At 73.3% G+C, this 13,596-nt stretch carries 13 protein-coding genes; 8 read left to right on the top strand and 5 right to left on the bottom strand.

Annotated features, from left to right (window positions below):
• Positions 1 to 188: 188 nt before the first annotated feature.
• The 3 genes from VM95_RS27425 to VM95_RS27415 all read right to left on the bottom strand — a co-directional run bounded on the left by VM95_RS27425 (position 189) and on the right by VM95_RS27415 (position 3,685).
• Positions 189 to 1,331, bottom strand: coding sequence for a glycerate kinase (locus tag VM95_RS27425; RefSeq protein WP_045701513.1), 1,143 nt, complete (start codon positions 1,329 to 1,331; stop codon positions 189 to 191).
• Positions 1,332 to 1,831: 500 nt separating this feature from the next.
• Positions 1,832 to 2,719: a 2-hydroxy-3-oxopropionate reductase gene (locus VM95_RS27420; protein WP_045701510.1), complete on the bottom strand. Its 888-nt coding sequence runs from the start codon at positions 2,717 to 2,719 to the stop codon at positions 1,832 to 1,834.
• A 120-nt stretch (positions 2,720 to 2,839) separates the two neighbouring features.
• On the bottom strand, positions 2,840 to 3,685 hold the full coding sequence (locus tag VM95_RS27415) for a hydroxypyruvate isomerase family protein (protein WP_078860615.1): 846 nt from the start codon (positions 3,683 to 3,685) through the stop codon (positions 2,840 to 2,842).
• 240 nt (positions 3,686 to 3,925) lie between these two features.
• On the opposite strand from VM95_RS27415, the gene VM95_RS27410 reads away from it, so the two are divergent.
• The 7 genes from VM95_RS27410 (at position 3,926) to VM95_RS27380 (ending at position 10,000) form a co-directional block, all read left to right on the top strand.
• Positions 3,926 to 4,171, top strand: coding sequence for a thiamine-binding protein (locus VM95_RS27410; RefSeq protein ID WP_078860613.1), 246 nt, complete (start codon positions 3,926 to 3,928; stop codon positions 4,169 to 4,171).
• Positions 4,168 to 4,548, top strand: coding sequence for a helix-turn-helix domain-containing protein (locus VM95_RS27405; RefSeq protein WP_045701504.1), 381 nt, complete (start codon positions 4,168 to 4,170; stop codon positions 4,546 to 4,548). Before VM95_RS27410 ends, VM95_RS27405 begins: the two co-directional genes overlap by 4 nt.
• Positions 4,549 to 4,821: 273 nt before the next feature.
• Positions 4,822 to 5,328: a 2-oxo-4-hydroxy-4-carboxy-5-ureidoimidazoline decarboxylase gene (gene uraD / locus VM95_RS27400; protein ID WP_045701502.1), complete on the top strand. Its 507-nt coding sequence runs from the start codon at positions 4,822 to 4,824 to the stop codon at positions 5,326 to 5,328.
• Positions 5,329 to 5,466: 138 nt separating this feature from the next.
• On the top strand, positions 5,467 to 5,802 hold the full coding sequence (uraH, locus tag VM95_RS27395; protein ID WP_045701500.1) for a hydroxyisourate hydrolase: 336 nt from the start codon (positions 5,467 to 5,469) through the stop codon (positions 5,800 to 5,802).
• Positions 5,803 to 5,833: 31 nt separating this feature from the next.
• Entirely contained in the window at positions 5,834 to 6,754 is a 921-nt protein-coding gene (pucL, locus tag VM95_RS27390) for a factor-independent urate hydroxylase (protein ID WP_045701496.1), read from the top strand.
• Positions 6,755 to 7,058: 304 nt separating this feature from the next.
• On the top strand, positions 7,059 to 8,522 hold the full coding sequence (locus VM95_RS27385) for a nucleobase:cation symporter-2 family protein (protein ID WP_078860611.1): 1,464 nt from the start codon (positions 7,059 to 7,061) through the stop codon (positions 8,520 to 8,522).
• Positions 8,523 to 8,614: 92 nt separating this feature from the next.
• The gene (locus VM95_RS27380) at positions 8,615 to 10,000 is read left to right on the top strand and encodes an 8-oxoguanine deaminase (protein ID WP_045701492.1); all 1,386 of its coding nucleotides are present in this window, start codon (positions 8,615 to 8,617) and stop codon (positions 9,998 to 10,000) included.
• Between the two features lie 299 nt (positions 10,001 to 10,299).
• Here VM95_RS27380 and VM95_RS27375 read toward each other — a convergent pair whose 3' ends face one another.
• Positions 10,300 to 10,686 (bottom strand): allophanate hydrolase-related protein, encoded by a 387-nt coding sequence (locus VM95_RS27375; RefSeq protein ID WP_045701490.1) that lies wholly within the window; start codon positions 10,684 to 10,686, stop codon positions 10,300 to 10,302.
• 137 nt (positions 10,687 to 10,823) lie between these two features.
• A complete protein-coding gene (gene aceB / locus VM95_RS27370; RefSeq protein ID WP_045701487.1) occupies positions 10,824 to 12,473 on the bottom strand; it encodes a malate synthase A in 1,650 nt (549 codons plus the stop codon).
• Positions 12,474 to 12,675: 202 nt separating this feature from the next.
• Between aceB and VM95_RS27365 the strand changes: the two genes are divergently transcribed.
• A complete protein-coding gene (locus tag VM95_RS27365) occupies positions 12,676 to 13,473 on the top strand; it encodes an IclR family transcriptional regulator (protein ID WP_045701485.1) in 798 nt (265 codons plus the stop codon).
• Positions 13,474 to 13,596 lie beyond the last annotated feature (123 nt).

Below are 13,596 nucleotides of genomic sequence, written 5' to 3'. Positions count from 1 at the left end.
CAATGGAGGAACGTACGAGGGATCCGGCGCGGGAGCGGTTCGGCGCACGGGGTGCCGCAGGCCCCGGGGCACGGGTTCCGGCGGGCCCGGCGGCACGGGTTCCGGCGGGCCCGGCGGCGCGGTGTCCGGCGGGCCCGGCGGCGCGGCGTCCGGCAGGCCCGGCGGCATGGGCTCCCGCGGGCACCGGGTCACCCCGGCAGCAGTTCGGCGGCCAGCCGCTCCCCCGCCGTCTCGGCCAGCTCGGCGGCCCTGGTCAGGCTGTCCCCCGGCTGCTCGGCCAGGTCGGTCAGGGCGAGCGCGGCGGCGAATCCGGCCGCCCGCCACTCGGGCTCGGACAGCTCCAGCCGCCCCGCCACCGCGGCCACCCGAACCCCCGCCCGGGCGGCCGCCGCGGCGACGCCGGCGGGGGCCTTGCCGTGGAGCGTCTGCGCGTCCAGGCAGCCCTCGCCGGTGACGACGAGGCGTGCCCCACGCACGGCCCCGTCGAAACCCAGCAGTTCGAGCAGCAGCTCGATCCCGGGTCGCATGGTGGCGCCCAGCAGGGCGAGCGCGGCGAAGCCCACCCCGCCCGCGGCACCGGCGCCGGGGGCCTGCCGCACGTCCCGTCCGGTCGTCCCGGCGACCAGGTCGGCGAACCGGGTCAGACCTTCCTCCAGGACGGCCAGGTCCGCCGCGTCCGCGCCCTTCTGCGGGCCGTAGACGGCGGCGGCGCCGCGCGGGCCGAGCAGCGGGTTGTCCACGTCGCAGGCGACGACCACCTCGGCGCCGGCCAGCCGCTCCGCGAGCGGGCCCGGGTCGATCTCCGCCAGCCGGCGCAACGCGGCGCCGCCGGGCGGGAGTTCGGCGCCCTCGGCGTCCAGCAGACGGACCCCGAGGGCCTGGACCAGGCCGGCCCCGCCGTCCGTGCTGGCGCTGCCGCCGAGGCCCAGCACGATCCGCCGGGCGCCCAGCGCGACGGCGCGCGCGACCAGCTGGCCGACGCCGTACGAGCCGGCCGTCAGCGGGGCGGTGCGCCCGCCGGGAAGCCGGGCGAGACCGCAGGCCTGGGCCAGCTCGACCACGGCGGTGGTGCCGCGGACGGCGAGCGCCGCGTCCACCGGCAGGCCGGTCGGGCCGGCCACCTTGACCGGGACGCGGGTGAAGCCGGCCGCGAGCGCGGCGGCCAGGGTGCCCTCGCCGCCGTCCGCGACGGGCAGCTCGCGCACCTCGGTGCCGGGCGCGGCGCGGCGGATGCCGGCGGCGATCCGGGCGGCGGCCTCGGCGCCCTCCAGGGTGCCCTTGAACTTGTCCGGAGCTACGACCACATGGCCCTGGTGGGGGGTGGCGGGCATGGCGCGGTCCTCACTTCCGTACGGGGTCTGGCGGTGGTTCGTCGGTGTGGCCCGGGTGTCCGCGGGGTGCGCCCCCGGCTGCTTCGAAGAGGTTTTCGACGGCATGTCCCCGGGTCTGCCCCGGAGGTGCCCTGTCTCAAGCATGGGCCGTCCCGGGCGGGTGCCGGGCCCGCCCCCGGGAGGGGCGTTCCGGGTGGGCCCCTCCCCGCCGTTTTTCCCCTCGACCCGCTTCCGACGTGCGAGGGGCTCCCCTCGGCGGGGAGGGGCCGGGCGACGCGCCGCGGGCACGACCGAAGTGCCCCCGGGCAGGGTGGGCGCGTCACCGGCTGGGTCGACCGGCGGGCGGGCGGATGAGCCCCGGCCCGCACGCCGGTCGGGCACAGCCCCCTGGCGACGCGGGCACGACCGGATGGGTACACGCCGCCAGGGGGAGTCCGTGGGGGGCCGCCGCAGCTCGCCGCAGCTCACTGCAGCTCACCGCGGCGGCCCCGGGCGGGGCGCTACGCGAGCTCGCGCCCGGAGAGCCGCTCGACGCCGCGCAGCAGCGCCGAGTGGTCGAGCGAGCCGTCGCCGTTGGCGCGGGCGGAGGCGACCAGCTGGGCCACCACGGCGCCGACCGGCAGCGCGGCGCCCACGGCGCGGGCGGCGTCGGTGACGATGCCCATGTCCTTGTGGTGCAGGTCGATCCGGAAGCCGGGGGCGAACTCGCGGTTCAGCATGTTCGCCTTCTTGCGCTCCAGCACGGTCGAGCCGGCCAGGCCGCCGCCGAGCACGTCCAGCGCGGCCTTCAGGTCGACCCCGGCGTTCTCCAGGAACACCACGGCCTCGGCCAGCACCTGGATGTTGACGGCGACGATCAGCTGGTTGGCGGCCTTGACGGTCTGGCCGGCGCCGGACGGGCCGACGTGCACGACCGTGGTGCCCAGCGCGTCGAACAGCGGCTTCGCCTCGGCGAAGTCGGCGGCCTCGCCGCCGACCATGATGGACAGGACGGCCTCGATCGCGCCGGCCTCGCCGCCGGACACCGGGGCGTCCAGGGTGCGCACGCCCTTCTCGGCGGCGGCCTTGGCGACCTTGACGGAGGTCTGCGGGGTGATCGACGACATGTCGACGACCAGCGTGCCCGGCCGCACGTGCGCCAGGACGCCGTCCTCGCCGAGCATGACGGCCTCGACGTGCGGGTCGGCGGGGACCATGGTGATCACGACCTCGGCGTCCCGCACCGCGTCCGCGATGCTCGCGGCGCCGTGGCCGCCGGCCGCGACCACGGTGTCGATCGAGGCCCGGGAGAGGTCGAACCCGGTCACGTGGTGGCCGGCCTTGACCAGGTTGACGGCCATGGGCTTGCCCATGATGCCGAGGCCGACGAAGGCGATCTTGCGGCTCATCGCGTCGTTCCTTAGGTGCGTGGGTGGGAGGTTTCGGGGGGGGTGGGTGCGGCCCAGGGCGGCGTGCTGCTCACCCGGACGGCGTGCCGCTCGACGGGCGCCGCCACTCGGCGGATACCGCTACTTGGCGGCGCGCAGCTCGCGCGGCAGCCAGGCGAAGCTGTCGGCGCTGACGCCGCCGGCGGGGCGGTACTCCAGGCCGATCGGGCCGGTGTAGCCGGCGGCGGCGAGCCGGGCGAAGAGGTCCTCGAAGTCGAGTTCGCCGGTGCCGGGTTCGTTCCGGCCCGGGGTGTCGGCGATCTGCACGTGGCCGATCCGGTCGGCGTGGGTGTCGATGACGGCGGCCAGGTCCTCGCCGTTCCTGGCCAGGTGGTACAGGTCGCAGAGGAACCTCGCGTTCCCCAGGCCGGTGGCGGCGTTGACCTTGTCGACCACCTCGACCGCGGCGGCCGCGGACACCAGCGGGTAGTCCGGGGACTCGATCCGGTTGAGGGCCTCGACCAGCAGGACCGCGCCGATCTCGTGGGCGGCCCGGGCCGCCACCGCCAGGTTCTCCAGCGCGAGGGCGTCCTGCTCGGCCGGGTCGACGCCGGGGATCCGGTTGCCGTAGAGCGCGTTGAGCGCGGTGGCGCCGAGGGAGGCGGCGAGGTCGGCGGCGACCTGCACGTTGGCCCGGAAGCGCTCCCGCTCGGCGGGCAGCGAGACCGTGCCGCGGGCGCCCCGGCCGAGGTCGTCGAGGAAGTTGAGGCCGGTGAGGCGTACGCCCGCGTCGGTGAACGCCTTGCGCAGCGCGTCGAGTTCGGCTCGCCGCGGCCGGGGCTCGGGGCCGAAGGGCCACCACAGCTCGGCGGCGGTGAAGCCGGCCGCGGCGGCCGCGGCGGGGCGCTCCAGCAGCGGGAGTTCGCCGAACAGGATCGACAGGTTGACCGTGAAGCTGTGCTTGGCGGCGGCCGTCACGTTCCTCACCTCTCACTCTCTTCCGTCATCCGCAACTTCCACGATGCGGAAGACGGATTCTGTGTGGTGGAAGCATCTCCGGAGCGCCGAGCGGGTGTCAAGACCGTCGCAACATTTTGTTGAAGCGGCCGGGGCGCTGGTGAGGCGCCGGCGATGCCCTGGTGATGCCGCCCGCCCCGGTCCCGCATCGGCCCCGCATCGGCCCTGCCCGCGCCCACCACCGCTCGCTACAGTGAGCACGTGCGATTGATGGTGGAGTTCACGACAGAACCGTTCGAACTGGACACGTTCCCCGAGCACGCCGCGACGGCCCGCAAGGTCGTCGACGAGGCCGGCCTGGACGTGGCGGTCGGCCCCTTCGGGACGGGCGCCGAGGGCGAGGCCGAGCAGGTGCTCGCCGCCGTGACCAGACTGCTCCGGGAGACCCTGGACGCCGGGGCGACCCGGATCTCCGTGCAGGTCAGCGTGCTGGGCGAGGAGGGCGGTACGCCGTGACCGAGCACGTGGAACACCCGCTCGCCGCGGCGGTCAAGCCGCTGCTGGACGCGGTCGGCGCGACGCCCGTCCCGCTGGACGAGGCGAAGGCCGAGGACGTCGTCCTGGAGTGGGAGGGCGCGCCGGCCCTGGCCGTCCGGCTGCCGCACCTGAGCAGCGCGCTGGACCGGCTGCTGGCCGAGATGGCCCGCCAGTTCGACGGCCGCCCGCTGGCCGAGCTCGACCGGCTGGAGAAGCAGCGGGTGGTCGCGCTCCTGGAGGAGCGCGGCGCGTTCACCGTCCGGCACGGGGTCGAGACGGTCGCCACGGCGCTCGGCGTCAGCCGGTTCACGGTGTACAACTACCTGAACCGCCAGGACGGCTCGAAGGCCCCCTGAGCGCTCCGAGTGCCCCGAGCCCCGGGGTGCCCTGACTCCGGAGCGCCCCGACTCCGGGGCGCCCGGGCGCCCCGGCTCCGCGCGGACCGTCCCGCCGCTCCCACGATCCTGGATCGGCGGGCGGCGGGGCGCAGTTGGCGGATCGCACACGATTCGGCCCGGCGGCGGCCCCCGGTTCAAAACGTAACCACCAACCGTTCAACAAACTGTTGACCTCGGGGTGGGGTCGATCTAGCTTGTGCGGGTGGCACCACTCTTCAGGAGGTCCACCCCGTGACCAACCACCCCCACGCCCTCGACGCCCTGGCCGCGGCGGACGCCGCCGAGCTGGAGGCGGTCCTGCTGGAGGTCTGCTCCAGCCCCCGCTGGGCCGCCGCCGTCGCGAAGACCCGCCCGTGGCCCGACCGTGAGAGCCTGCTCGCCGCCAACGCGGCGGCGACGGCCTCGCTGACGGCCTCCGACCTGCACGACGCGATGGCCGGCCACGCCCGGATCGGCGAGCCCAAGGCGGGCGACGCCGTCTCCGAGCGCGAACAGGCCGGCGTCCGCGGCGCGGACCGGGCGCTCCTCGGCGCACTGCACGAGGCCAACGCCGCCTACGAGGCCAGGTTCGGCCACGTGTTCCTGATCTGCGCGACCGGCCGCACCGCGGCCACCATGCTCGCCGCCCTGCGCGAGCGCCTCCCGCACGACGCCGCCACCGAGGCGGAGGTCGTCCGGGGCGAACTGCGCAAGATCAACGACATCCGGCTCAACCGGCTCATCGACGAGGATTCCTGACGGGCCGTCATGGAACCGGACCGCCGGGCCGCGCCGGGTCGGAGGGGCCCGCGGAGCACGGACGTCCCTAGAGTGGGCGAAGCGGCACTTCTCGTCTGACGCATCATCAGATCTGCTATCAGTAAGGTCACTCCACTCATGACCGACATCTCCACCCACGTGCTCGACACCAGCCTCGGCCGCCCGGCCGAAGGCGTCCCGGTCGAGCTCGCACTGCGCACCGAGGGTGGCTGGCAGGTGCTCGGCACCTCCGCCACGGACTCCGACGGCCGGGTCAAGGACCTGCCGGCCGTGGAGGCGGGCTCGGTCGTCCGGCTGCTCTTCGACACGACCGCCTACTTCGCGCTCCGGTCGTCCGAGCCGCCGTTCTTCCCCGAGGTCCCGATCGTCTTCACGGTCGCGCCCGCGCAGCACCACTACCACGTGCCCCTGCTGCTCAACCCGTTCGGATACTCGGTCTACCGCGGAAGCTAGTAGACCGGCCTGGAAGCTTAGGAGCCACGTCATGGCCCACGTGCTCGGTCAGAACCAGTACGGCAAGGCGGAGAACCGCATCGTCCGGGTCTACCGCGACTCCACCCGGCACGAGATCAAGGACCTGAACGTCTCGGTCTCCCTCCAGGGTGAGTTCGAGGACGTCCACCTCACCGGGTCGAACGCCAACTGCCTGCCCACCGACACCACCAAGAACACCGTGTACGCCTTCGCCAAGGAGTACGGCATCGAGTCGGCCGAGGCCTTCGGCATCGTCCTGGCCCGCCACTTCGTGGACGACACCGAGCGCGGCGTCGTCCACGGCGCCCGCATCCGGATCGAGGAGTACGCCTGGGACCGGATCAGGACGCCGGACAGCTCGGCCCGCTTCATCGGCTCGGAGGAGGTAGGCCACTCCTTCGTCCGCAGCGGCCAGGAGGTCCGCACCACCGAGGTCTTCTACGACGGCGAGAGCGTCCGGGTGATCTCCGGCCTGAAGGACCTCGTCGTGCTGAACTCCACCAACTCGGAGTTCTGGGGCTACATCAAGGACAAGTACACCACCCTGCAGGAGGCCTACGACCGCATCCTCGCCACCCAGGTCACCGCCCGCTGGAAGTACGGCTACAGCGGCCGCGACGGCGAGGCCCAGCCCAACTGGAACCGCTCCTACACCCACGTGCGGCGCCACCTGCTGGAGGCCTTCGCCGAGACCTACTCCTACTCGCTGCAGCAGACCCTGCACGCGATGGGCACCCGGGTCCTCAACAACCGCGCCGAGGTGGACGAGGTGCGCCTCGAACTGCCCAACAAGCACCACTTCCTGGTCGACCTCGAACCGTTCGGGCTCAAGAACGAGAACGAGGTCTACTACGCCGCGGACCGGATGTACGGCCTGATCGAGGGCACCGTGCACCGCGAGGGCGTCGCCCCGGTCATCCCGGTCGCCTGACGCCCCGCTCCCCCACCGCCGACCCACCCGCGACCCACCCGCGACCCACCGCCGACCCACCGGCCGCGCCGGCACCTTCTCCGCCGGCCGTGCTCTCCACCTGACCGCTCCACCTGAAAGCTCCACCAGTTTCTCCACCCCCACCCACCGGAGTTCGTGCCTGCCTCGCGGCGGCCGGCCCGGGGTGCTGGAGAGACCGGCCGAGGGACCCTTGCACCGCCGTCCCGCCCTCGGTCTCCGCAACGTCAGCCGGTCTCCAGCGCCACGGGCGCGCCGGGAGCCACGGGCACAAGAGGGGCTCGACATGGCACCCAGCAACACCAGCAGCACCGACGGCGGTTCCACCCCGGCAAGAACCCCCGGACCTGACGAGCCGTCAGTTCCCGTAACCGACCGGCCGTCCGGGACCGGACCCCACCCCGTGGACGAGTTGCTGCCCCCGGTGAAACTGTTCTCCACCGGCCTGCAGCACGTCGCCGCGATGTACGCGGGAGTCGTCGCACCCCCGCTCATCGTCGGCGCCGCGGTCGGGCTCTCGCCCGCCGAACTCGCCCTGCTCATCTCGGCCAGCCTGTTCACCGCCGGACTGGCCACCCTGCTCCAGACCATCGGCGTCTGGAGGATCGGCGCGCGGCTGCCGTTCGTGAACGGCGTCTCCTTCGCCGGAGTCGCCCCCATGGTCGCCATCGCGCACGAGCAGGGACCGAGGAACGCCCTCCCGGTGATCTTCGGAGCGGTGATCGTCGCGGGGGTCCTGTGCTTCCTCGCGGCGCCGTACTTCTGCAAGCTCATCCGGTTCTTCCCCCCGGTCGTGCAGGGCACCGTGATCACCCTCATCGGGGTGTCCCTGCTGCCGGTGGCGATCAACTGGGCGCGCGGCGGCTCGCCGTCCGCGCCCGGCTACGGCTCCATGCGGGCCATCGGGCTCGCCGCGTCCACCCTCGTCGCGGTGGTGCTCTGCAACCGGCTGCTGCGCGGCTTCTGGCAGCAGCTGTCCCTGCTCATCGGGCTGGCGGCCGGCACCCTGCTCGCCTTCCCGCTGGGCCTCGCCGACTTCGGCGCGGTCCAGGACGCGGACGTCTTCGCGCTCCCCTCCCCGTTCCACTTCGGCGCGCCGCGCTTCGACGCGGCCGCGATCGCCTCGCTGTGCATCGTCATGGTGGTCTCGATGACCGAGTCCACCGCCGACATGCTGGCGCTCGGCAGGATCGTCGACCGCCCGGCCGACGAACCCGTCCTCGCCGCCGGCCTGCGGGCGGACGGGCTGGCCACCGCGCTCAGCCCCGTCTTCAACGGCTTCGCGGCCAGCGCCTTCGCCCAGAACATCGGGCTGGTGGCGCTGACCCGGATCCGCAGCCGTTTCGTCGTCGCGGCCGGCGGAGGCATCCTGATCCTGCTCGGGCTCTTCCCCGTGCTCGGGTCGATCGTCTCCCTGGTGCCGCAGCCCGTCCTGGGCGGCGCCGGGATCGTGCTCTTCGGCACGGTCGCGGCCAGCGGCATCCGCACCCTCGCGGAGGCCGGAATGGAGTCCAGCGGCAACACCATCCTGGTGTCGGTCTCGCTCGGCGTCGGCATCGTGCCGATCGCCGCGCCGACTTTCTACGACTCCTTCCCGGAGGCCGTCCGCACCCTGATGCACTCCGGGATCTCGGCCGGCTGCGTGCTGGCCGTCCTGCTCAACCTGCTCTTCCACCACGCCGGAACCGCCCGCCGGTCCAGAACCGGCCGGGCCTCCGGCGCGACGGTGCCGACCGTGACACCGTCCTGACCGGCCCGGGAGGGGCGCACCCCGCCACGGCGCGCCCCGAGCCCGCCACCGCGCGCCCCTCCCGGCCACCATCCCCCTCAAGGAGCTCCGCCATGGCAGTCCAGCCCCCGCCCGCCGACCAGCGGATCGTCATCGAGAACGCCGCGATCGCCACCGTCGACGCCGAGGACACCGAGTACGTCCGCGGCCACGTGGTCCTGCTCGGCAACCGGATCGAATCGGTCGGCGACGGCCCCGCGCCGAACTGGCTGGACAACGTCGTGCGCCGGATCAACGCCGAGGGCCACCTCGTCACCCCCGGCCTGGTCAACACCCACCACCACTTCTACCAGTGGATCACCCGCGGCCTCGCCCAGGACGCCATCCTGTTCGACTGGCTCGTCGCCCTCTACCCGACCTGGGCGCGGATCGACGAACGGCTCGTGCACGCCGCCAGCCAGGGCTCCGCCGCCGCCCTGCTCAAGTCCGGCTGCACCACCGCCTCCGACCACCACTACGTGTTCCCCGCGGACGGCGGCGACGTCCTCGGCGCCTCCATCGAGGCCGTCCGGGAGCTCGGGCTGCGCTTCACCGCGCTGCGCGGGTCGATGGACCGCAGCCGCAAGGACGGCGGGCTGCCGCCGGACCACGCCGTCGAGGACCTGGACGCGATCCTCGCCGCCTCCGAGGCCGCCGTCGACCGCTACCACGACGCCTCGTTCGGCTCGATGCTGCACGTCGCGCTCGCGCCCTGCTCGCCGTTCTCCGTCTCCACCGAGCTGCTGCGGCAGTCCGCCGAACTCGCCCGCCGCAAGGGCGTGCGACTGCACACCCACGGCTCCGAGACGGCCGAGGAGGAGCAGTTCTGCAAGGAGCTGTTCGGGATGGGGCCGACCGACTACTTCGAGTCGGTGGGCTGGCTCGGCGAGGACGTCTGGATGGCGCACTGCGTGCACATGAACGACTCCGACATCGCCAAGTTCGCCGAGACCGGCACCGGCGTCGCGCACTGCCCGTCCTCCAACGCCCGGCTCGGCGCCGGGATCGCCCGGGTGCCCGCCATGCTGCGGGCCGGCGTCCCGGTCGGGCTCGGGGTGGACGGCACCGCGTCCAACGAGTCCGGCGAGCTCGGCACCGAGCTGCGCAACGCGCTGCTGATCAACCGGCTGCACGGCTCCCCGGCCGCGCTCACCGGGCGGCAGGCGCTGCGGCTGGGCACCATGGGCGGCGCCCGGGTGCTCGGACGGCAGGACGAGATCGGCTCGATCGAGGCCGGGAAGCTCGCCGACCTGGCCCTCTGGAAGGTCGACGGGGTCATGCACTCCTCGATCGCCGACCCGGTCGCCGCGCTCACCTTCGGCGCGCTGCCGCCGCTGTCGGTGCTGTTCGTGAACGGGAACGCGGTGGTGGAGAAGGGCCGGCTGACCACCGTCGACGAGGACCGGATCGCCCAGGACTGCGCCCGCGCCGCCAGGGACCTGGCGGCCCGGCCGGTGTGACACCCCCCTGACTCCGGGACGCCCAGGGACGGTGCGTGACCCGGACTCCGCGCGCCCGGCCGGGCGCGCGGAGCGCGGCCCCGAACCCACGGCGAGGGTTCGGGGCCGCGGCGTCGGGCGCGACGGGGTCCGGCGGACAGGGTTCGGCCGACACCCGTCCGATGACAACTTTCAGCGAACAACTTTCAGCGGACAACTTTCAGATAGCAGATAACAGATGTTGAAAGTTGTCAGCTGTCATCTGTTCGCCGCCGGCTATGCACTCCGCTCGCCACCGCCCCGGCCCGCCGGGGGTGCGCTCACGCCGTGCGGCCGAGGGTGGCGAGGTAGGAGCGCCAGCCGCCGTGGTGGGTGATCTCGCGGTGCACGCCGCGCTCGGCCTCGCCGCGGGCCAGCAGCATCGACAGGCAGGCCGAGCCGTCCTCCAGCTCGATCACGCCGAGCTCCAGCTCGCGCGGCTCGCCGGGCAGGATGACGTCGCGCAGGCGCTCCAGGCTGATGTCGTACAGCTCCCCCTCGATGGCGGTGTCGACCGCGGGGTCGCGCAGCAGCCCCGGGCACACGTCGTCGATGGAGAAGAAGCGGTAGCCGGGCGCCGTACGGGCCGGGCCGATCAGCGCGTCCGAGACCTTCGCGTGGAAGGGGCCGCCGACCATCGCCTGACCGTTGAAGAAGATCCTTGCCATGCTCCAACTCCTATGCCGGGTAAGGAAGAACAAAGAAAAACACCGTCCCGCTCGGCGACGCGAAAACAGCCGGACGCGTCGCCGTGCGGAACGGAGCAGGTGGGTGCGCAGCCGGACCGGGCCGGGCCCGGGCGGGCTCAGCCCAGCAGGGGCAGCGCGGGGAGGGTCAGGAAATCCACGAACTCCTCGGCCAGCGCGACCTGTTCGAAGAGCCGGGCGGCCTCCGCCCAGCGCCCGGCGGCGTACGCCTCCTCGCCGAACTCGGCGCGCAGCTCCGCGAGTTCGGTGGCGACCAGGGAGCGGACGAGCTCCGCGGTGGCCTTCTCACCGGTGTCGGAGAGCACGACCCCGTTGTGGATCCACTGCCAGGTCTGGGAGCGGGAGATCTCGGCGGTGGCGGCGTCCTCCATCATGTGGAAGATCGCGACGGCGCCGAGTCCGCGCAGCCACGCCTCGATGTAGCGGATGCCGACCTGGACGGCGTTGTGCAGCCCGGCGCGGGTGCAGCTGCCGCCCGCGCCCGCGATGTCGAGGAGTTGGGCGGGGGTGACGGGTTCGGCCGGCCCGGGGTTGTCCTTCTGGTGGGGCCGCTCGCCGAGGACGGCGTCGAAGCAGGCACGGGCGACCGGGACGAGGTCGGGGTGGGCGACCCAGGAGCCGTCGAAGCCGTTGGCGGCCTCGCGCTCCTTGTCGGCCCTGACCTTCTCCAGGGCGGCGGCGTTGACCTCCGGGTCCTTGCGGCTGGGGATGAAGGCGGCCATGCCGCCGATCGCGTGGGCGCCGCGCCGGTGGCAGGTCCGCACCAGCAGCCGGGTGTAGGCGGCCATGAACGGCGAGGCCATGGTGACGCCGTTGCGGTCGGGGAGGATGTAGTGCTCGCCGGCGTCGCGGAAGTTCTTGACGATCGAGAACAGGTAGTCCCAGCGTCCGGCGTTGAGGCCGGCCGCGTGCTCGCGCAGCTCGTAGAGGATCTCGTCCATCTCGAAGGCGGCGGTGATGGTCTCGATCAGCACGGTCGCGCGGACGGTGCCGTGCGGGATGCCGAGTTCGGCCTGGGCGCGGGTGAAGACGTCGTTCCAGAGCCGGGCTTCGAGGTGGCTCTCGGTCTTCGGCAGGTAGAAGTAGGGGCCGGAGTTGGGGTCGTCGGCGCCCCTGGCGAGGAGCCGCGCGGCGTTGTGGAAGAAGTACAGGCCGAAGTCGACGAGGGCGCCGGCGACCGGGGTGCCGTCGACGAGGAGGTGGTTCTCGTCGAGGTGCCAGCCGCGCGGGCGGACGACGGCGGTGGCGAGTTCGGCGGCGGGCCGGAGGGTGTAGGCCTTGCCGGCGGGGCTGGTGAAGTCGATCCGGCCCTCGAAGGCGTCGATCAGGTTGAGCTGTCCGCCGACGACGTTCTCCCAGGTGGGGGAGGTGGCGTCCTCGAAGTCGGCGAGCCAGATCCGGGCACCGGAGTTGAGGGCGTTGATCGTCATCTTGCGGTCGGTGGGGCCGGTGATCTCGACCCGGCGGTCCTGGAGGGCGCGCGGCGCCTCGGCGACCTTCCAGTCGCCGGCCCGGATGTCGGCGGTGTCGGGGAGGAAGTCCAGCGTGCCGGTGGCGGCGATCTCGGCGCGGCGGGCCCTGCGCCTGGCCAGCAGGTCCTGCCGGCGGCCCTCGAAGGCGCGATGGAGGCCGACCACGAAGGCGATCGCCTCCGGGGTGAGCACCTCCTCCGCCCGGTGGACGCGCGGACCGGCGACAGTGACGACCGGAGCGGCGGGGGAGGCGCCGGGTCCCTGATCTGCAGCCATGGGCAGGACACTCCTAAGACGGTTGAGCCTGGCGAGAGGGGTTCCGGTGGGAGCCCCGCTCGGGGAGATTCCTTGGATCGGGCCCGTCTGTCGGCGGGTTCGATTCTGTAAAGTGGAGACTAGTTTCCGCGATACAGAATTTCAACGGTTTGTTGAAAGATCGCCGGGACTCTGCTCCGCCCCGACAGCGAAGGGAACACCGGTGGCCCGGACCTCCGACCCAGCATCGACGACAGGCACCGACCGCGCGAGCGGCGGGGTGCAGTCCGTCGAGCGCGCCTTCCACCTCCTGGAGGCGCTGGCCGACTCCGGCGGCGTGGCCACGCTCAGCGAACTCTCCACCAGCTCCGGCCTCCCGATGCCCACCATCCACCGACTGGTTCGTACCCTCGTCCAGCAGGGCTATGTCCGCCAGGACACTGCGCGCCGCTACACCCTCGGCCCCCGGCTGATCCGCCTCGGCGAGACCGCCGGCCGACTGCTCGGCAGCTGGGCCCGCCCCTACCTGGCCGAACTCATGGAGGCCACCGGCGAGACCGCCAACCTGGCGGTGCTGGAGGGCGGCGAGGTGGTGTACGTCGGGCAGGTGCAGTCGCGGCGCTCGATGCGGATGTTCACCGAGGTCGGCCGGCGCGTCCAGCCGCACTGCACGGGCGTCGGCAAGGCGCTGCTCGCCCAGCTCCCCGAGGACGAGGTGCGCGCCGTCGTCGGCCCCAACCCCCTTCCCGCGCACACCGAGTTCACCGTCACCGACCCGCAGGAGCTGATCCGCCAGCTCGCCGAGGCGCGCGAGCGCGGCTACGTGGTCGACGACCAGGAGCAGGAGATCGGCGTCCGCTGCATCGCCCTCGCCGTCCCCGGCGCGCCGACGCCCACCGCCCTGTCCGTCTCCGGCCCGGAGGCCCGCATCCGCGCCCTGGAGGAGCAGACCGGCGCCTCCTCGCTGGTGCCCGTGATGCACCGGATCGCGACCAGGCTGGGGCAGGTCCTCGCCCCCTGACCTCGGCGGGGCACGAACGGCGGGGGCGCGAACGACGGGGCGCGAACGCAGGAACCGGCAGCCGTCCGGCCTCGTGGAGGTCGGGACGACTGCCGGTTCGTGAGAGCGGCTGGTCTGCGGGCT

Source organism: Streptomyces rubellomurinus, assembly GCF_000961885.1.
GTDB lineage: Bacteria > Actinomycetota > Actinomycetes > Streptomycetales > Streptomycetaceae > Kitasatospora > Kitasatospora rubellomurina.
The sequence above is the reverse complement of the archived record's forward strand: the minus strand, read 5'-3'. Positions and strand labels throughout refer to the sequence as shown.